Source organism: Anaerococcus sp. Marseille-P3625 (assembly GCF_900232825.1).
Lineage (GTDB): Bacteria > Bacillota > Clostridia > Tissierellales > Peptoniphilaceae > Anaerococcus.
On record NZ_OCTP01000011.1, the window covers coordinates 863,315 to 888,938 of the forward strand.

General features: G+C 32.1%; 25 protein-coding genes. 22 read left to right on the forward strand and 3 right to left on the reverse strand.

Annotated elements, in window-relative coordinates:
• From CS884_RS09320 to CS884_RS09350, 7 genes are all read left to right on the forward strand, one after another.
• The gene (locus CS884_RS09320) at positions 1 to 1,008 is read left to right on the forward strand and encodes an ABC transporter ATP-binding protein (RefSeq protein WP_099321780.1); all 1,008 of its coding nucleotides are present in this window, start codon (positions 1 to 3) and stop codon (positions 1,006 to 1,008) included.
• Positions 989 to 2,608, forward strand: a complete 1,620-nt coding sequence (locus CS884_RS09325) for an oligopeptide/dipeptide ABC transporter ATP-binding protein (protein ID WP_099321566.1) — start codon at positions 989 to 991, stop codon at positions 2,606 to 2,608. Before CS884_RS09320 ends, CS884_RS09325 begins: the two co-directional genes overlap by 20 nt.
• The gene (locus CS884_RS09330) at positions 2,605 to 2,793 is read left to right on the forward strand and encodes a hypothetical protein (protein ID WP_099321567.1); all 189 of its coding nucleotides are present in this window, start codon (positions 2,605 to 2,607) and stop codon (positions 2,791 to 2,793) included. The genes CS884_RS09325 and CS884_RS09330 overlap by 4 nt, the downstream gene beginning before the upstream one ends.
• Before the next feature lie 105 nt (positions 2,794 to 2,898).
• Positions 2,899 to 3,663: an AIM24 family protein gene (locus CS884_RS09335; RefSeq protein WP_099321568.1), complete on the forward strand. Its 765-nt coding sequence runs from the start codon at positions 2,899 to 2,901 to the stop codon at positions 3,661 to 3,663.
• 115 nt (positions 3,664 to 3,778) lie between these two features.
• Complete coding sequence (locus CS884_RS09340; protein ID WP_099321569.1) at positions 3,779 to 4,036, forward strand: glutathione S-transferase N-terminal domain-containing protein; 258 nt, start codon at positions 3,779 to 3,781, stop codon at positions 4,034 to 4,036.
• Positions 4,037 to 4,381: 345 nt separating this feature from the next.
• Positions 4,382 to 4,777 (forward strand): hypothetical protein, encoded by a 396-nt coding sequence (locus tag CS884_RS09345; RefSeq protein WP_219350588.1) that lies wholly within the window; start codon positions 4,382 to 4,384, stop codon positions 4,775 to 4,777.
• 30 nt (positions 4,778 to 4,807) lie between these two features.
• Positions 4,808 to 6,034: a M20 family metallo-hydrolase gene (locus tag CS884_RS09350; protein ID WP_099321570.1), complete on the forward strand. Its 1,227-nt coding sequence runs from the start codon at positions 4,808 to 4,810 to the stop codon at positions 6,032 to 6,034.
• A 75-nt stretch (positions 6,035 to 6,109) separates the two neighbouring features.
• On the opposite strand, the gene CS884_RS09355 is transcribed toward CS884_RS09350, so the two are convergent.
• On the reverse strand, positions 6,110 to 6,373 hold the full coding sequence (locus CS884_RS09355) for a YkvA family protein (RefSeq protein WP_099321571.1): 264 nt from the start codon (positions 6,371 to 6,373) through the stop codon (positions 6,110 to 6,112).
• 140 nt (positions 6,374 to 6,513) lie between these two features.
• Here CS884_RS09355 and CS884_RS09360 point away from each other — a divergent pair, with 140 nt between their 5' ends.
• From CS884_RS09360 to CS884_RS09385, 6 genes are all read left to right on the forward strand, one after another.
• Positions 6,514 to 7,518, forward strand: a complete 1,005-nt coding sequence (locus tag CS884_RS09360) for a DUF4236 domain-containing protein (protein WP_099321572.1) — start codon at positions 6,514 to 6,516, stop codon at positions 7,516 to 7,518.
• A 339-nt stretch (positions 7,519 to 7,857) separates the two neighbouring features.
• Positions 7,858 to 9,534 carry an ABC transporter substrate-binding protein gene (locus CS884_RS09365; RefSeq protein WP_099321573.1) on the forward strand — a complete coding sequence of 559 codons (1,677 nt, stop codon included), beginning with the start codon at positions 7,858 to 7,860 and terminating at the stop codon, positions 9,532 to 9,534.
• A gap of 73 nt (positions 9,535 to 9,607) precedes the next feature.
• The gene (locus tag CS884_RS09370) at positions 9,608 to 10,558 is read left to right on the forward strand and encodes an ABC transporter permease (protein ID WP_099321574.1); all 951 of its coding nucleotides are present in this window, start codon (positions 9,608 to 9,610) and stop codon (positions 10,556 to 10,558) included.
• Positions 10,555 to 11,370: an ABC transporter permease gene (locus CS884_RS09375; protein ID WP_257875779.1), complete on the forward strand. Its 816-nt coding sequence runs from the start codon at positions 10,555 to 10,557 to the stop codon at positions 11,368 to 11,370. The genes CS884_RS09370 and CS884_RS09375 overlap by 4 nt, the downstream gene beginning before the upstream one ends.
• On the forward strand, positions 11,370 to 12,326 hold the full coding sequence (locus CS884_RS09380) for an ABC transporter ATP-binding protein (protein WP_099321575.1): 957 nt from the start codon (positions 11,370 to 11,372) through the stop codon (positions 12,324 to 12,326). The genes CS884_RS09375 and CS884_RS09380 overlap by 1 nt, the downstream gene beginning before the upstream one ends.
• A gap of 8 nt (positions 12,327 to 12,334) precedes the next feature.
• Positions 12,335 to 13,318: an ABC transporter ATP-binding protein gene (locus tag CS884_RS09385; RefSeq protein WP_099321576.1), complete on the forward strand. Its 984-nt coding sequence runs from the start codon at positions 12,335 to 12,337 to the stop codon at positions 13,316 to 13,318.
• Position 13,319: 1 nt separating this feature from the next.
• Here CS884_RS09385 and CS884_RS09390 read toward each other — a convergent pair whose 3' ends face one another.
• Positions 13,320 to 13,916, reverse strand: coding sequence for a phosphatase PAP2 family protein (locus CS884_RS09390; RefSeq protein ID WP_099321577.1), 597 nt, complete (start codon positions 13,914 to 13,916; stop codon positions 13,320 to 13,322).
• Positions 13,917 to 14,111: 195 nt separating this feature from the next.
• Here CS884_RS09390 and CS884_RS09395 point away from each other — a divergent pair, with 195 nt between their 5' ends.
• From CS884_RS09395 to pepF, 5 genes are all read left to right on the forward strand, one after another.
• Positions 14,112 to 15,383 carry a folylpolyglutamate synthase/dihydrofolate synthase family protein gene (locus tag CS884_RS09395; RefSeq protein ID WP_099321578.1) on the forward strand — a complete coding sequence of 424 codons (1,272 nt, stop codon included), beginning with the start codon at positions 14,112 to 14,114 and terminating at the stop codon, positions 15,381 to 15,383.
• A gap of 238 nt (positions 15,384 to 15,621) precedes the next feature.
• Positions 15,622 to 16,716, forward strand: coding sequence for a glycerate kinase (locus tag CS884_RS09400; RefSeq protein ID WP_099321579.1), 1,095 nt, complete (start codon positions 15,622 to 15,624; stop codon positions 16,714 to 16,716).
• Positions 16,717 to 16,735: 19 nt separating this feature from the next.
• A complete protein-coding gene (locus CS884_RS09405; RefSeq protein ID WP_099321580.1) occupies positions 16,736 to 17,410 on the forward strand; it encodes a rhomboid family intramembrane serine protease in 675 nt (224 codons plus the stop codon).
• A gap of 9 nt (positions 17,411 to 17,419) precedes the next feature.
• On the forward strand, positions 17,420 to 18,274 hold the full coding sequence (locus CS884_RS09410; protein WP_099321581.1) for a hypothetical protein: 855 nt from the start codon (positions 17,420 to 17,422) through the stop codon (positions 18,272 to 18,274).
• Positions 18,275 to 18,284: 10 nt separating this feature from the next.
• A complete protein-coding gene (gene pepF, locus CS884_RS09415) occupies positions 18,285 to 20,066 on the forward strand; it encodes an oligoendopeptidase F (protein ID WP_099321582.1) in 1,782 nt (593 codons plus the stop codon).
• Positions 20,067 to 20,127: 61 nt separating this feature from the next.
• Here the strand turns inward: pepF and CS884_RS09420 are convergent, their stop codons facing one another.
• A complete protein-coding gene (locus CS884_RS09420) occupies positions 20,128 to 21,471 on the reverse strand; it encodes a sodium-dependent transporter (protein ID WP_099321583.1) in 1,344 nt (447 codons plus the stop codon).
• Positions 21,472 to 21,635: 164 nt separating this feature from the next.
• Between CS884_RS09420 and CS884_RS09425 the strand changes: the two genes are divergently transcribed.
• From CS884_RS09425 to CS884_RS09440, 4 genes are all read left to right on the forward strand, one after another.
• Positions 21,636 to 22,352 carry a glycerophosphodiester phosphodiesterase gene (locus CS884_RS09425; protein WP_099321584.1) on the forward strand — a complete coding sequence of 239 codons (717 nt, stop codon included), beginning with the start codon at positions 21,636 to 21,638 and terminating at the stop codon, positions 22,350 to 22,352.
• Positions 22,353 to 22,496: 144 nt separating this feature from the next.
• Positions 22,497 to 23,900: an ABC transporter substrate-binding protein gene (locus CS884_RS09430; RefSeq protein WP_099321585.1), complete on the forward strand. Its 1,404-nt coding sequence runs from the start codon at positions 22,497 to 22,499 to the stop codon at positions 23,898 to 23,900.
• Positions 23,897 to 24,754: a carbohydrate ABC transporter permease gene (locus CS884_RS09435; RefSeq protein WP_099321586.1), complete on the forward strand. Its 858-nt coding sequence runs from the start codon at positions 23,897 to 23,899 to the stop codon at positions 24,752 to 24,754. The genes CS884_RS09430 and CS884_RS09435 overlap by 4 nt, the downstream gene beginning before the upstream one ends.
• On the forward strand, positions 24,741 to 25,622 hold the full coding sequence (locus CS884_RS09440) for a carbohydrate ABC transporter permease (RefSeq protein WP_099321587.1): 882 nt from the start codon (positions 24,741 to 24,743) through the stop codon (positions 25,620 to 25,622). The genes CS884_RS09435 and CS884_RS09440 overlap by 14 nt, the downstream gene beginning before the upstream one ends.
• The last annotated feature ends 2 nt before the right edge of the window (positions 25,623 to 25,624 follow it).

The following is a 25,624-nucleotide window of genomic DNA, read 5'->3' on the forward strand; positions in this document are numbered from 1 at the left end:
ATGAGTTTATTAGAAATAAAAAAACTCCACACCTATTTTTCCACAAGACGTGGACTAATAAAGGCTGTAAATGGAGTGTCATATACTATTGATGAAGGAAAAACTCTAGGACTTGTTGGAGAATCTGGTTCAGGTAAGAGTCAAACTGCTATGAGTATTCTTCAACTTTTTGAACCTAACCAAAAAATTTACCAAGGCGAAATTATTTTTGATGGACGTGATCTAACAAAACTTAAAAAAGGCGAAATGGAACATATAAGAGGTAATGATATCTCTATGATTTTCCAAGAGCCTATGAGTTCGCTAAACCCAGTATTTACAGTAGAAAAACAAATATCTGAAGTTTTGATCCTCCATAAGCACATGAACAAAAAAGAAGCTGCCAAAAGATGTGAAGAACTTCTAGCTTCTGTAAAAATACCAAACCCACACATAGTTGCCAAGCAATACCCATTTGAATTATCAGGTGGTATGAACCAAAGAGTTATGATTGCCATGGCACTTGCCTGTGAGCCAAAACTACTAATTGCAGATGAGCCTACAACAGCCCTTGATGTAACTATTCAAGCGCAAATTCTAAGACTTATGAATGATTTAAAGCACAGACTAAACACATCTATACTTTTCATCACCCATGACCTTGGAGTTATAAATCAAATGGCAGATGAAGTTGCAGTAATGTATTCTGGACAAATTGTAGAGCAATCTCCAGTAGAATATATATTTAAAACCGACATTACAGATTTTAACCATCCATATACAGTAGCTTTGCTAAATTCTATCCCATCAATAACAAGTGATAGAAACCAAAGACTTGATATAATACCAGGATCTGTACCACACCCACTAAACCTACCACCTGGATGTAAATTTGCAGATAGATGTAAATTCACAACAGAAAAATGTATCAATCAAATGCCGGAATTAGTACAAGTTACTGATCAGCAAAGGATTAGATGTCACTATCCAAATAGAAAGGAAAGAGAAGATGGAACATACCGAAGATAAGAAAGTCTTATTTAAGATAAGAAGTCTTAAAAAATATTTCCCTCTTAAGAAAAAGGGCATTTTTGATAGAAGCGCACAACAATACGTTCATGCTAACGAGTCTATCAATCTAGATATTTATCAAGGTGAAACCCTAGGACTTGTAGGAGAATCAGGCTGTGGAAAATCAACATTTGGTAGAACTCTTCTTCAAATATATGATCAAACCGAGGGAACAACTCTTTACTATGGAAAGACTCTAGAAGAATTTGCTCCAGAATATATGGAAAAAATGATCAAAAATATTCCAAGTCAGTTTCAAAATTACGATAAAGCAAGCACAGAGCTAAATGAAATCTATGATAGCCTCGATAAGGCAGAAACTGATGAAGAACGTGCAAAAGCCAACGAAGCTGCTATGCACAAACGTCGTGAAATCGAAGATAAATACCTAAATATGATTAGAATTGCGGGAGGCCTTCTTGCAAGCGATGATTTATCAAAAGTATCAAACCTATTATTAGATTATTACCAAGCTCTAAAAGAACGTGCTGTTGTCTTAGAAAATATAGAAACTTTTGAAGATAAACTAAAAATGAGATGTAGAGATTGGGATACTTATTACAATCTCCGCGATAATGATAGCAAATACAAAGAACTTATAAGCAAAAAAGATGAACTTTCAAAAAAAGTTGATGAAAAATCTCAAAGAATCGAAGAATTTAGAAATACTCTAAAAGATAAGGAAAACTTTGAAGAACTTGAAAGCCATAAAGATAGTGGTATCGACCTATCAGAATTAACCAATGAAGAGATGAGAGGCCTTAGAAAAGACCTACAAATGATCTTCCAAGACCCATATGGTTCACTAGATACCAAAATGACTGTAGGAAATATCATAGGCGAGGGAGTTTTAGGTCACGAATTATTCAAATCACGTAATGATAAGGGTTACAATGAATATATCCAAGAGACTATGGACAAATGCGGACTAGCGCCATATTTCCTTCACAGATATCCTCACCAATTCTCAGGTGGACAAAGACAAAGAATTGGAATAGCAAGAGCTCTTGCATTAAAACCAAAATTTATAGTTTGCGATGAGGCTGTATCTGCCCTTGACGTATCAATCCAATCACAAATTATAAACTTGCTACAAGACCTAAAAGAAGAAAACAACCTAACATATTTATTTATCACTCACGACCTATCAGTAGTAAAATATATCTCTGATAGAATTGGAGTAATGTATTTGGGAGTATTGGTAGAATTAACAGAATCTGATAAAATATTCGAAAAACCACTTCACCCATATACCCAAGCCCTATTACAAGCAATTCCAAGAACTGACGTAGATCAAGGACAAGAATTACAAGTAATAGAAGGCGATATCCCATCAGCAGTACATCCTCCAAAAGGATGCCGTTTCCATACCAGATGTAAATATGCAATGGATATCTGCAGAACTTATGAACCAGAGCTTAAGGACTATGACAATGGTCACTTTGTAGCTTGCCACCTAATGGAAGTAAGCGAAGAAGAAAAACAAAAAGCCTATGAGAAAAATAAAGAATTAAGAGAAAAAGAAGAACACGAACTAGAAGAGATGAGTGCTCTATGAGAGGACCAATAAATAGATTTTCAAACAAAAGCAGAGAAGAAATCTATGAAAAAGAAAATCTCTTAGATGAAAGCAATCTAGAAAAAGGCGATAGATTAGCAATGTTTTTGGCAGCAATGAAAGTATTCTTGCCAGGACTACTAATAGTAATTGGCCCTTTGCTATTACTTGCGCTATTTCTATAATATTCAAAGACGAGAATAAATGATATGGATTTCTATTTAGTAATCCATATCAAAAATCTCGTCTTTTTTTGATATAATAAAAGTAAGAAAACCTAGGGAGGGGAAATGTTTAAGATAAATAATTTTTTAGATAATGACGATATATTGATAACTCAACAACTTGGAGCTTTTAAAGTGGCAGAATACAAAAGAGATCTGTCAGTAACAAAAGAAAGTGCACAAAGAGAATATTTTGCAGGAGAAATGGGAGTTAGACTAAAACAACTAATATGTGATTTAAAAATTAGCCCAGTAGTCCTTCAAAAAGGAGCTATGCAATGGTTGGTAGGAGATGTAAAAGCATCTACTGGTATAAAAGGCATAGGAGATTTCATAGGCAAAGGAATCATGAGTAAGGTAACAAACGAATCTGCGGTAAAACCAGAATACAATGGAAGCGGAATGGTTGTCTTGGAGCCGACTTTTAAGCATATAGTTTTGATAGATGTATCTTCTTGGAATAATTCTATAGTCCTTGAAGATGGACTTTTCTTGGCAGCAGAAGCAGGATTAAAACAAAAATTAGTAGCAAGAACTAATTTTTCATCAGCTATAGCAGGCAATGAGGGGATTTTCAACCTAGCTCTTGTTGGAGATGGAGTTTGTGCATTGGAATCTCCAGTAGCAAAAAATGAACTTATAGAAGTTGAACTAGAAGATGATGAAATCAAAATAGACGGATCATTTGCCATAGCTTGGTCTGGCTCTTTGAAATTTACAGTAGAAAAATCAACAAAATCCTTGGTTGGATCAGCTGTGAGCGGAGAGGGACTTGTAAATGTTTACAGAGGAACAGGGAAAGTTTTGATGGCACCTGTAGCCTTTAACTAAAAAATTAAGAAATTATTAAAAAAATTTAAAAAATATGTTTAAAATGAAAAATAGAGGGTATCATATAAATAAGAAAAATATTTTTCAAAATGAATAGAAATGGAGGGACAGTCCAATGAAAAGTGAAAACGACTTCGAACTTTACTTTAAGCCAGATTGTCCATATTGCTTGAAGGTTTTAAATTTCTTCAGTGAAAATAAAATCATCAAATTTCCATCCTATAACATAGAAGATAGAACCTGCGGTGCGGAAAATAAACGCAAATTAGAAGAAATCGGAGGAAAGGTACAAGTACCATGTATGGTTATAGATGGCAAGGCAATGTATGAATCTGACGATATAATTGAATACGCAAAAGCAAATCTTCTTTAGAGAAAATATTAATAGAAACTTAAAAAATATATATCGCGTTGAAACTTAGAAAGAAAAAGAGCATGATATACCACATGCCAGTTTCAATATAGTTTTAAATATAAGTAAGTAAAGAAATTTACTTTGAAGAAATCACTAAACCCAAGTAATTAAGATCATAAAATTACAAAAGCCCTTAACAATACCAGTTAAGAGAAAAATTAGTCAATTGAAATAAGTTGTTTAACTTAAATTTTGTAAGGAGGATGGTTTTAATGAGATCTTGGGTTTTTTATTTGTAAATTTCTTAGTTGGTAGAATTTATTTTTTAATTATATTAGATTATAATTTTATAAGGGATTTATCATGAAAAGATTTTTTACTTTGCTTATTTGTCTTGTATTTCTTGGAGGTTGCTTTTCTAAAAATTCAAAAGAAGATGATTCATTGAATATAAACCCAGAACTAATAGAAAAGATTACAATTTCAACTCAAATGACAGATCCAAAAGAAGATCTTGTTATTAAAAATGAAAATTTTGAGAACTTGATAAATAAATTAAATTCCTATTCCATAAAAGAAATAAAAGATGAAAATGAAAAAGGCTGGCAATATTTATTCAAACTAGAAGAAAAGGGAGGAGGGATTATCCTCATATCTTTCATGGACGATAAAGTTTATGTAAATGAAAAAGCCTATCAAGTAGATGGTTATGACAAGGACGACTTCTTATACTTATTTGACAAGTCTTCAAATAAGTAGTTTAAGAATAAAAAATATAACGGAGAGTACATGGTCAATATAAAAAGAGTAGAAAAAAATTTGAAAGATTTTGAGAAGTTTTCGGCGACACCTGGCAATGGTTGCTCTAGGCTTGCTTTTTCTAAAGAAATCAAAGATGCAGGTTATAAGCTAGTAGAGCTTATGGAAGATGCAAACTTGACAGTTACAAAAGATCTTTGCGGAAATATTTTCGGAATTAGAAAAGGAAAAGATTCTAGCAAAGCTGCCATAGTTTGCGGTTCACACTATGATTCAGTCTATAATGGTGGAAATTTTGACGGAATAGCTGGGGTTATGTCAGCAATTGAAATTGCAAAAACTCTTGATGAAAATAATATAACTTTAGAAAGAGATTATATTGTAATAGCTTTCATGGATGAAGAAGGAACAAGATTTGGCAATGGTTATTTTGGCTCAAGGGCGATAATGGGCGAAGTTAGCCAAGATGAAATAAATAATTTTAAAGACAAATCTGGCATGACTTTAAGAGAAGCTATGGAAAATTATGGCTTAGATCCAGATAATATCAAAGATGCTAGATGGGATGATAAAAAAATTGGCTACTTCCTAGAACTTCACATAGAGCAAGGTCCAGTCCTTGATCAAAAAAAGATTGAACTAGGAATAGTTAATGGCATATTCGGCATGCAAAGATATATGATAAAAGTAAAAGGCCGTGCAGATCATGCTGGAACTACACCAATGAACATGAGAAAAGACCCTATGGATATTGCAACAAAAGTTATAGCAAAAGTTGCTGATTTTGCAAAAGAAACTGGAGAAGATACAGTTGCAACAACAGGTTTTATAAGCGCTAAGCCAGGCGGCATGAACATAGTAGCATCTGAAGTAGAATTTTCTCTTGATATTAGATCGATAGATAATGACGTTGTAAGCGAAGTCTACTCAAAAGTTACAAAGCTTTTAGATGAACTTACCAGCAAAGTAGGAGCTACTTACGAATCAAGGCAAACAATGGATGTAAAAGCTGCCATGATGGATGAAAAATTAATGGATATGATGGAAAATATCGCCGAAAAGAAAAACTACTCCTATTATGTATTACCATCAGGAGCAGGCCATGACACAATGATAATTGCAAAATATCATCCAACAGCAATGATATTTGTACCAAGCATCAACGGCAGAAGCCATAGCCCAGAAGAATTTACACCTTACAATTACTTTGAAAAAGCAATAGATGTATTGTATGAATTGGTAATTAGCTTAGATTAAAATAAGCTATTTTCATACAAACAATCTAACTAAAAAAGGTCTAGAAAAATCTAGGCCTTTTAAAAATTTATGGCATTAATCATTTAATTGCTCAACTTTATTTTCTTCCTTGACATATTCTGGGATCATTTTATTTGCCATTGTAAATAAAACCGCCATTACTATTGCATCGTCAAACCAGCCTAGAAATGGAACTAAATCATTAATCACATCTGCTGGCAATATTGCATATAAAATTGCAAGAATTACTGCGATTTTTGCTCCCTTTGGAGTATCCTTACTTTTTAAGGCTCTAAAAAAAGTTGGAATTGCTGTTCTAATTTTATTAAGTTTATTCATAAAAACTCCTTTCTTAAAATGAGTTTAAATTTTATTTATTTACAATATCATTATACTTTAATTTTATGAAAATCAAGTTTAATTATAATAAACTTATAAAATTTATTTTACTGTGCTATAATATTTATAAGGAGATTATTATGGGATTTAGATTTAGAAAAAGTATCAATCTTGGCAAGGGCTTTAGGATAAATTTGAGCAAATCAGGCCCTGGTTTTTCTTGGGGAGGCACAGGCTTTAGACTAACGAGAACTGCTAAGGGAAATATTCGTGGAACAGCTTATATACCAGGAACAGGAATTGGCTATCAGAAAGAGTTTTCAAACCCTTTTGCTAAGAAAACGGCCCAAAAGGCCACAAGTTCAAGAGCCAAAAAAGATATAGCGGAAAATGAAAATATCAAAAGCTTTCAAAATGATTTGAAAAATATCAAAGCTTCCGATATGGGTGATGTTTTACAAGCTAGCAAAAAAAATCAAACAAATAATATTATAAGCATTATTTTGATTTTGGCTGGTCTTGGCCTTGGCTTTATCAATCCGATTTTATTTTTAATAGCTCTTTGTGGTGTGGTTTTTTTCCTTTACAATAGAAATAATCAAACAATTAGGATAGACTACGAAATGAGCGAAGATGCCAAAGAGGAGCTTGATAGCACAAATAAGTTTCTTGAAGGAATTATGGAATCTGACGAAGTTTTTTTGGTAAATGAAAGCGTTGATTTAGATGAAGAAAATCAAGCCGATATGAAAATTATCGATAGAACGCCTCTAACTTTTAGAGAAGGCAATGATGAAATTCAAACAAATGTCAAAACTTATACCCTAGAAGGAGCAAATAAGAAGATAATATTTTTGCCGGATTCAATTTTTATTAAAGATCCAAGTGGCAAAACCGCCCTAAGTCTAAAAGAAGTTGAGCTAAATTTGGGTAAAATGACTTTTTTAGAAGAAGGAAATGTGGCCGCTGATGCAACAGTTATCGGCAAAACCTATGAACACCTAAACAAAGATGGGAGCTTGGATAAAAGATACAAAGACAATCCTGAATTAACTTTGGTCGAATATGGGGTACTTTCAATCTTTAACCAAGAAGGCTTAAATTTATTCATAGTATTTTCTGATACAGTTTTAGATGGCAAGTAAAATTTCATATAAAAAACGAGCAAATCTCAAGATTTTTTCTTATAGTAAAAGAAAATAAAATCTTGGGATTTTTTTATTTTATCATAGGGGAATTTGTATATTTATAAAAAATAAAGGCCACAATTTTCATAATTATTGAAATTATGATATAATTGCTACTTGATCAGAGCTTATAGACTAAATTTTTGTCAGATTAAATATGGCTATTTGGGATTAATTCTCTTGGCGATAATGATTTATAAAAGTTTTAAGAGAAAAGAGATAGAAAAATATTAAATTACTTTGATAAAAATTAAATTTATGATATATTATTTTAGTAGATTTATTTAAGGAGGAAACATGAATAAACTTAAATCAATAGCTTTGTTAACTGCATTAACTCTTGTTTTTGCTGGGTGTGGCAAAAATGAAGATGCAAAAAATACTGATCAAGCTACAGAAACTAAGCAAACAGAAGCAGTAGAAAATAAAGATGATAATAAAGAAGCTGCTAACAATGAAGAAAAAAATGATGAATCTTCAAAAGAGGATGATCAAGGTCAAGCAAAAGAAGGTGGACTTTTTGTCCTAGGAATTGGATCTGACCCATCTATAGTAAATCCTTTATACGCTAACGATAGGGTTTCACTAACATTAACCCACATTCTATATGATAATGTTTATAATGTAAAAAAAGGCGAAATTATTTATGATGGTCTAGCAGAATCAATCACACCATCAGATGATAACTTAACTTACACACTAAAATTAAAAGAAAATCTAAAATGGCACGATGGAGAAGCTATAACAGCTGACGATTTAATCTATACTTACGATGTAGTATTAGATGAAAAACAACAAACAAAAGGTCATTCTGATCTTATGAATAATGATAAGCCAATAGCTTATAAAAAATTAGATGACTTGACAGTTGAGTTTAAATTAGAAAAACCAGATGCAACATTTATCCAAGGGTTAGCAGGAATCGTACCAGTTCCAAAACATATATTTGAAGGCGAAGCTGACCTTGCAAAAAGCGAAAAGAACAAAAATCCTATAGGAAGTGGTTCTTTCAAATTCAAAGAACACAAAACTGGTGAATTATATCAAGTTGAAAGATTTGATGATTATCATGGAGATGTAGCAAAACTAGATGGCATAGCTTTTAAGGTTATTCCAGATGCTAATGCACAAAACTTAGCATTAGAAAATGGTGAAATCTCTGCATCTTATGTAAAATCACAAAATGTTGACAAATTTAAAGGCAATGATAAGTTTGATTTGTACACATTCTCAGAAGGAATGGTAGATACAATATTCTTCAAGGTTTCAAATCCAAAAATGCAAGATAAAAACTTTAGAAAAGCAATTTCTTATGCAATTGATAAGAACAAACTAATCCAAGGAGCTTATAACGGAGAAGAATATGCAACACCAGCTTATTCACCATTCTCACTTGAAACACAATTTGTAACAGATGATGTAGAAAAATATGATTATAATGTAGAAAAAGCTAAAGAATTAGTAAAAGATGTTAAAAAAGAAGATCTAAATCTAAGATTAATGTATACATCAGGAAGCCCAGCTACTGAAAAAGAAGCTTTACTAATCCAAGAAATGCTAAAAGAAATTGGAGTAAATCTAGAACTTCTACCAATGGAAAGAGCAACATTTATTGAAAAATTACTAGATCCTAAAAACCAAGATTTTGAAATGGCTATAAATGGATATGTAATGGGAGATAACCCAGATAGCTATGGATATCTATTTAAAACTGGAAGTGCAGAAAACTTCAGTGGTTATTCAAATGAAGAAATAGATAAACTATTTGCTGAAGGAAAAACTGAGATGGATGAAGCTAAGAGAAGTGAGATTTATAAGAAAATCCAACAAATCTTAGTAGATGATGCTGTTCAATATTCATTAGTAAACACCAAATCAATAATTGCTGCAAACAGCGAATTTGGAAATATAGAAGAAGCAACTCCAGCTCCAATCTATATGCTACAATACTATAACAAAATTACAAAAAAGTAGACAGTGACAATTAAAGAAGATTTAAAGTAAGTAGGTGACATATGTTGCCTACTACTTTTTATAGGAGAAAAAAATGGTAAAAATGATATTAAAAAGATTAGCACAAAGCATACCGATGATAATAACAATATCAATTGTATCTTTTTTGCTAATTAGGGTTGCTCCTGGAGATCCTGTAAGGGCCTTGGTTACTCCCGAATCGTCCTTTGAAGATATAGAAAGAATAAGAGAGGCCATGGGTTTAAATGATAATTACTTGGTTCAATATGCGAGATGGGCCAAGGCAGTTTTACAAGGCGATTTCGGGTATTCATTTTCAAATCACAGACCGGTTCTAGAGCAAATAGTTGAAAGATTGCCACAAACTTTAGGTTTGATGGTTTCAGCCTTGATAATTTCTTTAGTAATCGGAACAATAATAGGAATTATTTCTGCTATGAATAACGGAGGAATTTTTGACAAAATCTTTACTTTCTTATCATATGTTGGAATTTCTATACCTAGTTTTTGGTTTGCTATGATTTTGATTCATATTTTATCACTAAAATTAGGATGGCTGCCTTCAATTGGTATGAGAACTTTGGGAGTTGATACAACGGCTGATTTGATAAAGCATTCAATAATGCCTGTCTTAACCTTATCTATTTCTGATACTGCAACTATTTCAAGATATGTTAGAGCTAGAGTTGTAAGCGAACTAAAAGAGGATTATGTAATGACGGAAAGAGCTCAAGGCTTTTCAAAAACAGATTTATTTTTCAAAAGTATCTTAAAAAACTCTCTTTTACCAATAATTACAATCTTAGGAATGGGACTACCTAGACTTATATCAGGTGCTTTTATAACAGAAAGTATATTTGGTTGGCCAGGACTTGGACAACTTGGAATGAATGCGATATTTAAGTATGACTATCCGCTAATAATGGCTACAACAATGTTTGCATCCTTATTATTAATATTTGGAAATCTTTTAAGCGATATTTTATATATGATAGTAGATCCTAGAATAAAAGAGGCACAATGATGAAGAACTTAAAAAATAAATTCAAATATAGCCCGCTTTCCTTTAAATTTTCAGTTATTGCAATAATAATTTTAATATTAGCGGCGGCTCTTGCTGATTTTTATCCACAAAATGGAATTGATACTGATATTCTTAATTCCCTACAAAAGCCATCAAGTGCCCATTTGTTTGGAACAGATGATTTGGGACGTGATTATTTTGCCAGAGCCTTACATGGAGCTCGTGCGTCCTTGTCTGTTGGAATAATATCTGTAATAGTTTCAACCATAATAGGTAGCATTGTAGGTATCACAAGCGGATATTTCGGCGGTAAAGTTGATGCAATCATTATGAGGATAGTCGATGTTTTGATGAGTGTTCCATCATTTTTCTTAATTTTAATCCTAAATGCAGTTTTAAAACCAGGTATACAAAATATTATTATAATAATCGGTTTATTTAACTGGATGGGCATTGCAAGACTTATGAGAGCAGAAACTTTATCAATTAAGCAAAGAGAATATGTTTCTTATGCAAAAATGATTGGAATAAGCGATAAAAAAATTATGTTAAAGCATATTTTTAGAAATGTTTTGCCAACCTTATCCGTTGCAGTTTCAATAAATGTTGCAGGGGCGATACTCACTGAATCTTCACTAAGCTTTTTGGGTCTTGGAGTAAGACAACCTGCATCTTCTTGGGGTTCAATGCTAAAAGATGCTCAACAATATTTAGGAGATTATTCTTACCTTGCATTCTTTCCGGGTCTATTAATATTAATAACAGTCCTTAGCTTTAACGTTATAGGTGATTATCTAAGGGAGGAATACTAATGGAAATATTATTGGAAGTAAAAAACTTAAATGTAAGATTTGAAAATAAAGGTATAAAGACCTATGCTGTAAATGGTGTTTCATTTGACGTTTTTGAAGATGAGAGCTTAGGGATAGTTGGAGAATCAGGTTCAGGCAAATCCGTTAGTGCGAAATCCATCTTAAGATTATTAGATAAAAGCTCCAAAACAAGTGGAGAAATTTTGTTTAAAGGAGAAGATATTTTTTCTATGGCAGAAAAGAATTTAAGAGATATACGAGGAAATGAAATATCTATGATATTTCAAGATCCAATGACTTCTTTAAATCCTTTATTCAAGATAGGAACACAAATGAAGAGATTAATCAAAAGGCACAGAAAAGATTTATCTGATAAAGAAATCTATGATAAATCAATTAATTATCTAGATTTGGTAGGGATTCCAGATGCAGAAAATAGAATGAATTCTTATCCTCACGAATTTTCTGGAGGTATGCGCCAAAGAGTTATGATTGCAATGAGCCTTTGTCTTAACCCGAAATTAATAATAGCAGATGAGCCGACAACAGCTCTTGATGTTACTATTCAAGCTCAAGTTCTAAATCTTTTAAACGAAATTCGCCACGATAACCAAAATTCAATTATGATGATTACTCATGATTTAGGTGTTGTGGCAAATACTTGCGATAGAATGCTTGTAATGTATGGGGGTAGAATAATGGAAATGGGTAAAGTCGATGAAGTTTTTCAAGATCCTAAGCATCCTTATACTAGAGGTCTTTTAAATTCTTTGCCAATCATAGGTAATAATCAAAGGCTTATTCCTATTAAGGGAAATCCTCCTGTAATTCACGAAAAATTGGAATCTTGTCCCTTCTTCGACAGATGTCCAGATAGAAAAAAAGAATGTGATAAAATAAATCCAAAAGAAAAACTTTTCGATAATGGTCATAAAGTTTATTGTCACTTGTACTAGGAGTAGATATGGAAAAATTATATCAAGTTAAAAACTTAAAAAAATATTATCCAATCAAAAAATCCTTGTTTGGAGCAAATAAATACCTAAAAGCAGTGGATGACGTAAGTTTTGACATATATAAAGGTGAAACATTTGGTTTGGTTGGAGAATCAGGATCAGGTAAATCAACGATAGGCAAATGTCTAACGAAAATAGAAGAAATTAGTGATGGAGAAATTTTATATAAGGATAAGTCCATAATAAAATCTGACGATAAAACAATAAAAGATTTTAGAAACAACATTCAAGCAATATTTCAAGATCCCTATTCGTCACTAAATCCTACACTAAATATTTTTGAAATAATTGCAGAACCAATCAGAAATCAAGAAAAATTAAAAGAAAATCAAATAAAAGAAAAAGTGGCGAGTCTTATGGAAAAAGTTGGTATTTCGGCTGATTATATGGAGAAAAAACCTAGAGAGTTTTCTGGAGGTCAGCGCCAAAGAATAAGTATAGCAAGAGCCATATCAACCAATCCAGAATTTATTCTATGCGATGAGCCTATATCAGCACTTGATGTATCAATTCAAGCTCAAATTGTAAACCTCCTAGAAGATATACAAAAAGATTTAGGGATAACATATTTATTCATCGCCCACGATTTAGCAATGGTGGAGCATATTTCAGACAGGATAGGAGTATTGTATATGGGCCATCTAGTAGAAATTGGAGAAGCTTATCAAATATATAAAAATCCTAAGCATCCTTATACCATCGGATTATTAAATTCGGTTCTGGATCCTATTCCAAGAAAAGATAAAACGAAATTGCTAAAAACCATATCAAGCGATATACCAAGTCCTATTAATTTGCCAAAAGGTTGTGTTTTCCAAACAAGATGTCCTTACAAAACCGACATTTGTTCAAAAGAAGAACCAAAATTGAAAGCTTATGAAAAAGATCATAAGCTAGCTTGCTTTAATAGTGATAAGGTTAAGAATTTATAATTTAAACTAAAAAAACACTTAAAACAATAAAAACCAACAATGTCAGTAAAACGCCACTTATAAGATCAATTATTACATGTTGTTTAGTAAATAAAGTCGACAACATTATTGCAATGGATAAAGATGCGTAACTAATCCTTAAGATTGTTGGAATTTGAATAGTTTTGATTGCAAATATTAATACGAGGGTAGAAATTGAGCAGTGCATACTTGGCGAACAATTTAGACCCTTGTAGGAAAATTTGTAGAGGATTTTTAGCATCCAGCCGCATCTTATATTTTCCAAATCCTTTGGCCTTGTGCAAGTTGTTGGATATGCCAAATAAATAATTACGCTAATAACAATATCAGTAATCCAACAAATTACATAAAGCTCATAGAGATTTTTAGCCTCCTTAAATAAACTTATAGGAAAAATTGCAATCAAAGGAAACCACAATACATAAATAAGGGCAAAATAAGGAAGAGTCGGGATTTTTTTATCGATTGGCAAGTCCATATTTTTGGGATTTTTTTGAAAAAATTCACAGCCAAAATACAAAACAACTTGAAATATTAAAATTATAATTTGTCTAATAATTACATTCTTTAAATTCATATCTTTCTCTTTTCATCAACAATGATAGCTCAAAAAGAGTAAAACATCAACAGTTTTTAGAAATATTTAATCAAAAAATATAAATTGACTAGTATAAAAAATTTAACTTTATTTAACATAAATGAGATAATATAGTTATAGAGATTTTTAGTAATTATATGAAAAATTTTAAGATCTTAAAACTTAGGAGCTTTAATGACAAAACTTGATATAAAACAGGCAAAAGAATTTGTATTGGCTTTACCAGCAGCTAAGGGAGTTCACACCCTAAAAAAAATCGCTCTTTTGCTAGAAAAATTTGACAATCCACAAGATAAAATCAAAGTTATCCACCTAGCAGGCACCAACGGCAAGGGTTCAACTAGCAATATGTTGGCCAGTGTATTTTCTGCAAAGTATAAAACTGGACTTTTCACCTCGCCTTATATGTTAGAAATAAATGAAAATATTTCTATAAATGGCAAAAATATTAGCGATGAGGATTTTGCCGATTTGGTTAACAGATTGAAAGATTATGTAAAAGAATTGGCAGAAAAAGAATATTATCTATCATATTTTGAAGTTCTTACAGCCATGATGTATATATATTTTTACGAACAAAAAGTCGATATAGCCATCGTTGAAACAGGTCTTGGAGGACTACTTGATTGTACAAATATAATAAAAAAGCCACTTGCTTCAGTAATTACGACAATTTCCATGGACCATATGAACATCTTGGGTGACACCATAGAAGAAATCGCTTATCAAAAAGCTGGAATAATAAAGGAAAATTCGCCGGTATTTTTGTATCCTCAAAGTAAGGAAGTTTTTCAAATTTTTAGCCAAAAGGCAAAAGAAAAAAATTCCAAACTTTATACTTTTACAAAAGATGAGATCAATATCAAAAAATCTGATGACAATTCCAACATCTTTGATTTTAGAGATTATAAGGATGTGAAAATAGAATTAGTCGGCAACCATCAAATATTTAATGCCTCCTTGGCCTTGATGGTGATGGATTATTTTAAAGACGAATTTAATTTAGAAAGGGAAGCAATAAAAAAATCCTTGGCAAAGGCCAAAAATATTGGAAGACTAACGACTATTTGCAAAAATCCGAGAATAATAATAGACGGAGCTCACAATAGAGAGGCAATTGATGCTTTGATTAAATTTATAGATAAACTCACTTATGATAAACTAATTATAGGATTTTCCGTCCTAAAAGATAAGGACTACATTTATATAATAAAAAGTCTTAGCCAAAAGGCTGATAAGCTCATAGTAACAAGCCTTGATAATCCAAGAGCCTTCGAATTTGAAGATCTTTTAGACATTAGCAAAAAATATTTTCCTAATCCTCTAGCCATAGAAGATAGGAAAAAGGCTTATCAATATGCAAAAAATATAGCTGGGCCAAAAGATCTTGTAATTTGGTGTGGGTCTTTGTATCTAATTTCCGAATTTATAAATTATGAGAAATAAAGGGCTTGTTTTGCCGATAATAATTTATTATTTTCGCAAAAGAATAAACAAAAAACCATTACTAAAATGTAATGGTCTTTGATGGTTGAAATCTTCATAAGATTTCTGAGTTAAACAGCGAAAGTTTTTGACTTTCATGACTATTATATATAAAAACGTTGAATTTGTAAAGCTTGTATATTTATAAATAAATTTTGTATTTTTGGGTAAAATAAAAATGGAGGTCTAAAACTAATATATGAATATTTTACTAGCAATAGATTCTATAAAAAATTTTGAAAATTCAGTAGAAATAGGACAAATATTTAAAGAGGAATTTAAGTCAAATACATATATAATGCCGTTTTTTGATGGCGGCATTGGCACTGTTGAGTCCATGAAAGAATTTCTTGACGGAACTTACCATTATGTAAATGTCCACAATCCTTTAAATGAAGTAATCACTGCTCGATATGTAATGAAAGATGATTATGCGGTTATGGAAATGGCAGAAAGCTCTGGTCTTCGCCTACTTTATAAGGAAGATTTGGATGTAATGAATTCTTCTTCCCTAGGCTTTGGTGAAATGCTTGTCGATGGCCTAGAAAATGACGCCAAATCTCTTTTTGTAGGAATTGGAGATACAGCAACCAACGACTTGGGCATGGGCATGCTCTATGCTTTGGGAGCAAGGTTTTACGATAAAGATGACAATCAACTAAATCCAATAGCTTCAAATATGGCAAAAGTTTCAAGAGTAGATATAGATAATATAGATCATAGGATTTATAATAGAAAAATTCAGATAGCAACAAGCTCTGATACAACCCTTTTTGGAGATAATTCATTTTTGGAAAATAGAATTTATAGAAAAGGCGCCAGCATAGAAGATATAGCTTATCTTTATAATGGAAGCAAAAATTTCAAAAAAGTAATCGAAGACACCTTGGGAGTTGATTCTATAGATTTGCCTTCCTTGGGATCTGGAGGCGGAGTTGCTTGGGCCTTGTATGTATTTTTTAAGGCAAAAATATCAAGATCAATGGATATAATTTTGGAGAAATTAAATTTTGAAAAACTTGTAAAAGAAAATGACGTTTTGATTTTGGGAGAAAATCTAGAACAATTTGATGGGGCAAGCTCAATAAATGTTTCTACCTTTGCCAAAGCCTACAATGAAAATATAAAGATAGTTTTCCTAGAAGATGGAAATGGCAAAGAAATAGGCAAAAGAGAAAATTTTGATTTGATTTACAAATATTATATTTCCGATGATTTTGAAAGAAAAGATATGCTAAGTGCCATTAGAGCTTTGGCAAGAGATGTTAGTGAGAAGTTGCTGGGAAAAATTTAGAAAGTAGTATAATGACTTCATGAATAAAATTAAAAATTTCGGAGAAAATAAGGTGACTTTTGTACTAATAGCTTTAAACGTAATAGTTTTTGCCCTGATGACGCTAACAGGAGGAAGCGAAAATACGGAAAATTTAGTCCGTTACGGGGCTGTGGTAAAAGGCTTAATTGCCCAAGGCCAGTGGTGGAGGCTTCTTACAGCATCATTTATCCACATAGGACTTATGCATATTCTCTTTAATATGTATTTTTTGTACCAACTAGGCCCTACTTTTGAAAGGCTTTATGGAAGTATTAATTTCTTGCTTATATATCTTATAGCAGGAATATTGGGAAATCTTGCAAGCTTTGCTTTTGGTTCAGAATTTTCCATAAGTGCTGGAGCTTCTACATCCTTATACGGAATGTTTGGTCTTGCCCTTGGTCTTATGTTAAATTACAAAAACGATGCCATACTTCATAGCTTTGGCGCAAGTTTTCTTTCAATAATAGCTATAAATATAGTTTATTCATTCCTAAATCCGAGAGTTGGAATGCTTGGACATTTGGGTGGACTTGTTGGAGGTCTTTTACTTTCAGGAATTTTTCCTGTAATAAATAGAGAACTAAACTCACAAGTTAGGATAATTTCTATAGCAGCTATAATAGTTTTGATTTACTTACTAATAACAATTGGTCTAAGGTCAGTTAATTAAGAGTTAAAAATGAAAAAAATTATAATTATTTTAAGCCTATGCTTTATCCTAAGTGGATGTGATTATCAATCAAGATCGGATTTTAAGGCAGAAATTAATAAAGAAAAAAATCTTTCAAATAACATGGATTTTCCAAAAATAACTTATGTAAAAGATGATTTCAACCAAGAAGATGATAAGGAAAATAATTCTGATGAAGATAAGATAAATTTCAAAGAAATTTACGGTAAGGGATCTCTTGGAGAAAATCTTGATGCCAAAAATTCTATGGGAAATCTTATAGATACAAAAATTGACGATACTCAAATTGGAATTTCCTTGCTAGAATCTGTGCAAAGTCCTGGAGGCTATTCAACTTTTATTTCCTACAAGAAAGATGGAAATTTAGTGGAAAGAGAATTTGGCCCTCTTGCTGGCTTTAATGATCTAGCAAGTACAGTTAGCTATGATATGCTCGATTCACAATCGGGCAAATTACTTCTAATTAGTCAGGTTAGTGTTTTCGATGGCAAAAGTTTTTCGGCATATTACTTGTTCAACAAATTTATGGGCCTTATGGATTATCTAGTTTTTAGAACTTCGATCGATAATGTAGATACTACTGTTGAAAGGCTAGGAGAAGTTATAGAATATCCAGATAGCCCAAGACAAGGAAGCCTTGAAGAAGCTATCAACAATAGAATTGCAACAGAAAATGAATATCTAAAAACTTTGTTAGATGTTTATGGAGTAAAGACAAAGGCTGTTTCTTCCTATGTGGAAGGTAAAAAAATGGAAATTGGCTATATAGCCGATATTGAAGAAAAAAACAGGATTTTACTTGCAAATACAAGTTCAAATCCTATGAATATTGATCTAAAATAAAGGAGAAAAAATGAAAAGAAACGAAGTTGATAAAAATTTGACTTGGAATATCGAATTAATCTATGCAAATGACGAAGATTTTTATAAAGATGTCGAAGAAGTCAAAAAACTAGCAGACGATTTATGCAAATTTAAGGGCAAAATCACAGAAAATGCCGATAGCCTTTTAAAATTCCTAGAAGAATACGAAAAATACGGAAGAATATTTTCTAAAGCAAGCGTATATTCTCACCTAAGAAATGACGAAGATACAACAGTTACAAAATACCAAGAAATGACTCAAACCATTACAATTGTTGAATCAGAGCTTTCACAAAAATTATCATTTATCAAACCAGAAATTCTAAATGAAGATTATCAAAAAATACAAGCAATGCTTAAAGAAAAAGAAGAACTAAAAATCTATGAACATTATTTTGAAGATCTCTTTAGAGAAAAAGAGCACGTTCTTAGCGAAAATGAAGAAAAAATTCTTGCAAGCTATTCAAAATTAAGCGAAAATCCTGTAACAACCTACATGACTTTCTCAAATGCCGACTTAAGATTTCCAAATGTGAAAAAAGATGGCAAAGAGATAGAACTTTCTGATGCAAACTTTACAAGCTTAGAAGAAGATAAGGATAGAGAATTTAGAAGAAATGTTTATGAAACTTATTATAAAGTTTACAAACAATTTGAAAATACTTCCGCATCCCTACTTGATGGTGAAATTACTAGTCATAATATAGTAGCAAAACTTCGTGGCTATGATTCTGCTCGTCAAATGAGCCTTGCAGCAGGCAATATAGATGAGAAAATCTACGACAACTTACTTGAAGTAATCCATGAAAATATGGATATTCACAGAGATTACACAAGCTTAAGAAAAGAATTTCTTGGAGTAGATGACCTTGGATTCCACGATATCTATGTGCCATTGGTAAATAATTACGATAGAAAAATCGAATTTGATGAGGCTCGCGAAATTGTTCTTGAAGCTATCAAACCTCTTGGAGAAGAATATGTAAAAGTTGCACGCGAAGGCTTTGAGCAAAGATGGTTTGACGTTATGCCAAATGAAGGCAAAAGATCTGGTGCTTATTCTTGGGGATCTTACGACACCCAACCATATATTTTGCTAAATCACACCAACACAATTAACGATGTATTTACCATTGTCCATGAGCTAGGACATTCCATGCACTCTTATTACACAAGAAAAACTCAACCATTTGTTTATGGTTCTTATTCAATATTCTTAGCTGAAATAGCATCTACAACAAATGAATTGTTGCTACTTGATTATATGCTAAAAAATAGCCAAAGCGAAGAAGAAAAAGCTTACTTACTAAACTACTTTGTAAATCAATTCAAATCAACAGTATTTAGACAAAGTATGTTTGCAGAATTTGAACATGAAGTAAATAAATTAGTAGCAGATGGCCAACCAATTCCTGCAGCTAGACTTAATAAAATTTATGGAGATTTAAACCGCGATTATTTTGGATCTGATATTAATGTTGATGATTACATTTCAGTAGAATGGTCAAGAATACCACATTTCTATATGTTCTACTATGTATTCCAATATGCAACAGGCTTTATGTCTGCGGTTGCTTTAAGCCAAAAAATCCTAAAAGGAACTGACGAAGATAGAACTGCTTACCTAAACTATCTAAAAGCAGGTGAAAGCGAATATCCACTAGAAGTTCTCAAAAAAGCAGGCGTAGATATGACCAACAAAGATGCAATGGAAAGTGCAATGAAAGTTGCAAGAAATGCTCTAAAAGATTTAAGAAAAGCGATAATTTAAAAATTTAACAAAGAAAAAAACTCTTGCCAAGATAAAATCTAGCAAGAGTTTTTATTTTTTATCAACCAATTCCGCCAAAAATAATTCCTAAAATCATAGCTATAATAGCTAGTGGACAATAAATGAATTTTCCAAGCGGATAAAACCAGTCGCCTATAGGTTTTTTTCTTCCTCTATTAACTTCGGCTATAGCCTTATCCTCATCAAGGAAATAGTAGAACATTAGACCAGCAAGAAATGCTCCAAATGGGGCAACGTAAATACTAACCGCATCCATCCATTGACCAACTATGCCTTGAATTAAAATTGCAGAGCATAGACCGATAAGGTGGATAGTAATTGAAGCCTTGATTCTATCAAAATTAAATTCTTCTTGTAAATAAGCAACAGGAGCTTCATATAAATTTATTATTGAGCTGATGCCTGCAAAAAGAACTGCCAAATAAAATATGATCATAACAATTCTTCCAAAAGCCATCTGATTAAAAACATTAACCAAATAAATAAACATAAGGCCAGGGCCGCCCTCGCTTAATTTGCCACCAGAAACTGCAATTGCTGGAATTATTACAAGAGCTGCCAATAGCGCTGCAAGAGTATCAAATAAGGCAACATTTGCAGCGGAGCTTTCAATATCTTCATCTTTTGGCAAATATGAACCGTAAATAACAGAACCATTTCCCGCTATGGATAGGGAAAAGAAAGCTTGGCCGAAGGCGAAAATCCAAAGTCTAATATCCTTTAATTTTGAAAAATTTAAGGCAAATATGTATTTATAGGCATCGATGGAATTTTTTTGCAATCCAACATAAATTGCCAAAATCAATAGCAAGATAAATAAAACCGGCATCAAAATTTTGTTGGCCTTTTCAATTCCTTTGGCGATTCCCAAGCTCATAATAAGCATTGAAGAAATAATTGCAATGATTAGCCATAAATTGTTAGCAAAAGCACTTGCAGTATTGGCAAAAGTTCCTCCAATCAAATCCATATCAGATCCAAAAGAAGAAAGATCTCCGTTAATAGCAAGAAAAACATATTTAAAAATCCAACCCATTACGCAAGTGTAGCCTATAGCTAGGGCAAGAGATCCCAAAACTGGTATAAAACCAAGTTTTTTGCCTAAATTTTCCTTGCCCTTATCTTTTGCAGCATATGAAAAAGCTCCGACAGGGCCAGAATTTGTAAGCCTACCTAGGGCAAATTCTTCTATAAGTCCTGTTTTTGAAATTATAAAAACAAAAAATACATAGACTAGCAAAAAACTCATGCCTCCCCACATGGAAACCATAAGAGGAAAACGCCAAATATTGCCCATGCCAACAGCTGAGCCAATAGAAGCTAAGGTAAAACCTAATTTATCAGTAAATCCATCCCTTTGTTTTAATTTATTATTATCAATCATATATCATTCCTTAAAATACTTGTTTGTTCCAAAATCCTTAAAATATGTTATACTACATTATATCAGAAAATAAAAAAAATTGAAGATAATAAAAAACTTACAAAATTCATATAAAAACTTTACATATTTTTGCTAGGATTTTCTTAATTATTAAAGGAGGCTTTATGATAAATTTTGCACATAGAGGTTTTAGGGGAAAATATCCAGAAAATACAAGACTTGCTTTCAAAAAAGCCATAGAAGCTGGAGCAAGCGGTATAGAATTTGATATCCACCTAACTAACGATGGAGAAATTGTAATAATCCACGATGAAAGCTTGGAAAGAACTACAAATGGCAGTGGACTTATTAAAGATAAAAGTTTAAAAGAATTAAAAGAACTTAACGCTTCAAAATTATTTCCCCAATATGAAAAAGAAGAGATTTTAACACTTAGAGAGTATTTTGACTTGGCAAAAGATTGGGAGATAATCACCAATATCGAACTAAAAACATCTATAATTGATTATGAAAATATAGAAAAAATGACTTATGATTTGATCAAAGAATATGACATGGAAGAAAAAATAATCATCTCATCCTTTAACCATAATTCACTAATAAGATTTAAAGAACTTGCTCCAAACATCAAATGTGGAGTTTTGGAATCATCAAGACTATATAAGCCTTGGGAATACGTAAAAAATTTGGGAATGGAATATTTCCACCCCTTAAATTTCACTCTTACAAATGAAGTTATTGAAAAAATGAGGGAAAATAATATAGGCATAAATGTTTGGTTTGGAATTTCAGATTACGACTTTAGCGAATATCTAATAGAAGGCGTAAGTGGATTGATAACAGATTATCCAGATAAGGTTAAAAAATTAATAGAAAGATAGATTTGGATATAAGGAAGGCTTATTTTAAAAGCTATCCTTATATCCTATTTTTATGTTATTTTTTACAAAAATCTTACATTTTTCGTATTTAGATTTTATAAAGCTTATTTATAATCATAAAGTATTAAAAACATTGGAGGATATATGTTTAAAAAAATTTTTAGTAGACTAATGTTAGTCTTGATGTTTATAAGCTTAACAGCTTGTGCAGGTCGTAAGGATGATAATTCATCAACTGATAGTTCAAAAACAACTAGCAATGAAACTAAAGAAGCAAGTGAAAGTAAGGATAAAGAAAGTTCAGATAAGAATTCAACGGATGGAAAAACCACTATTGTTTTCTGGCACTCAATGGGTGGAAATCTAAATGAAGCTATTGATCATCTTGTAGAAGAATATAACAAATCTCAAGATAAGTATCTTGTAAAAGCAGAATTCCAAGGCGAATATGATGATGCATTAACAAAAATTAGATCATCTGCTTCAGGAAAAGATGTAGGCGCTGATGTCGTACAAGTATTTGAACTTGGAACAAGATATATGATTGACTCTGGTCTAATTAAACCTATTCAAGAATTTGTCGATGAAGAAAAATACGATACATCACAATTAGAAGATAATCTTCTTGCCTATTACACTGTTGATGGCAAACTAAATTCTATGCCATTTAACTCATCTACACCACTTTTGTATTACAACAAAGATATGTTTGACAAAGCAGGTGTAAAGCCACCAAAATCTTTGGAAGAAATGATGACAGTTGGCAAGAAATTAAAAGAATCTGGAGTTACAGAAATGCCGATTTCATTTAGTGTTTATGGTTGGTGGATTGACCAATTTATGAACAAAGAAGGTCTTGATATTTTCGATAATGAAAATGGTAGAAAAGCAAATCCAAACAAGACAGTATTTGAAGAAAACAAGGGAATTTTAAATATTCTTGAACAATGGAAAGCACTTGAAGATGAGGGGATTGCACCAAATGTTGGCAAACAAGGCGGAATACCAGAATTTAACTCAGGAACAAGCGCTATGACTTTTGCTTCAACAGCGTCATTAACCCAAATTCTTTCAGAAGTTGGCGATAGATTCGAAGTTGGAACTGCATATTTCCCAGCTGTAAAAGATTCTGACAAAAACGGAGTTTCAATCGGTGGAGCTTCTCTATATGCCCTTAACTCAGGTGATGAAGAAAAAATGAAGGGAGCTTGGGACTTCATAAAATTCCTAGTAAGCGTCGACTCTCAAATTTATTGGAATGCAAATACAGGATATTTCCCGGTAAATAAGGGAGTTCTTGATACAGACGAATTTAAAGAACTAATCAAAAAATCACCACAATTTGAAACAGCTATAGATCAATTGCATGATTCTAAGCCAGAAGATCAAGGCGCACTTGCAACAGTTTACCAAGAATCTCGTCAAATCATGGAAAAATATATAGAAGAAATGCTAAATGGAAATACTTCTCCAGAAGATGCAAGTAAGGCCATGGCAAAAGAAATAGATGAGGCTTTAGAATCTTATAACAAGGTTAACAAAAAATGAAACAATACAATAATAAAGCCTATCTATACATGCTACCAGCATTGGCTTTCTTAACTGTTTTTGTATTTTATCCATTCGTACAGACTATAATTCGTAGTCTGTACGCTACGGATAATATGGGAGCCAATACTATCTTTATTGGATTTAAAAATTACTCTGACCTTTTGTCTTCTCCATCTTTTTGGAATAGCTTAAAAGTCAGTTTTATTTATGTAATTATAGTAGTAGTTATAGGAGTTTTGTTAGGCTTTGCAACAGCTTTGTTGTGTAGGGTAAATTTTCCTGGCATTAGAGTCTTTTCAGCAGCTTATTCTCTTCCTATAGCTATTGCCTCATCTGGAATGGCCTTGGTTTTTAAGGTAATGCTTAACCAATCTGTGGGTATATTAAATGTAATTTTTAAAACTAACATCAATTGGTTATCAGATCCAAAATGGGCCTTGATAAGCGTTGGAGTATTAACAGCTTGGCTAAATTCAGGTATGAATTTTTTGTATTTCTCATCTGGACTATCTGGAATTGACGATAGTTTGTATGAGGCGGCTTCTATAGATGGAGCAAACGGCTTTAATCAATTTAAACACGTTACTCTTCCATCAGTAAGACCGATTATGTTTTTTGTAGTAGTTACAAATATCATTAATGCTTTTCAATCCTTTGGTCAAATCAAACTTCTTACCCAAGGTGGACCGGGGGAAGCAACAAATGTAATAGTTCATGATATCTATAAAAATGCTTTTATGAATTACAGATACGGCTACGCTTCAGCAGAATCAGTGGTTCTTTTTTTTATAGTCATGATATTAACTATAATAGCTTTTAGGTCAAATGGAGATAAAAATGCAAGTAAGTAATAATAGCATATCATTTTTAAAAAGCTTAAATAACAAAAAAACTCTTAGAAAAGAAAGCCTTGATACAGGTAAAATTATTAGACTTATTCTAAATGTAATAGTTGTAATATTTGTACTATTTCCAATTATTTACGCCTTTGTAATGAGTGTAAAACCAAGCCATGAACTATATGACAAAACTTTTTTTACAGCTAATCCGACTTTACAAAATTACAAAGACGTATTTAAAATTGCACCCATAGAAGGCTACATTATAAACTCACTTATAGTTTCTGTAATAATAACTGCATTTCAAATGGTGACGGCCATTCTTGCTGCTTTCGCCTTACACTTTTTGCATTTTAAGCAAAAGGGACTGTTATTTGCAATAATTATGGCAACAACCATGATTCCTGGAGAAACAACGATAATTTCAAATTTTCTAATGATTTCAGGCTGGGGTTTTCAAGATTCCTTCTTCGGACTTGTTGCACCATATCTTACAAGCGCCATGGGAATTTTTTTGTTTAGGCAAGCCTTCAAAACATTTCCAATGGAAATTTATGAAGCAAGCAAAATTGACGGTGCAAGTGACATAGGTTTTATATTTAGAATATTAATTCCTCTATCAAAGCCAACAATTGGAGCTCTTGCAGTTCAATCGTTTTTGGGTGCATGGAATATGTATATGTGGCCACTTTTGATAACTGGAGCTGATAGTTATAGAACGGTACAAATTGGTATTTCAATGTTAAACTCAGCCGATGCTCAATCCATGCTTTTGATGATAGCAGGAGTTGTAGTTTGTATGATACCATCTTTAATAATATTCATGTTTGCTCAAAAGAACATGGTAAAGGGATTAACACAAGGAGCGGTAAAAGGTTAAAA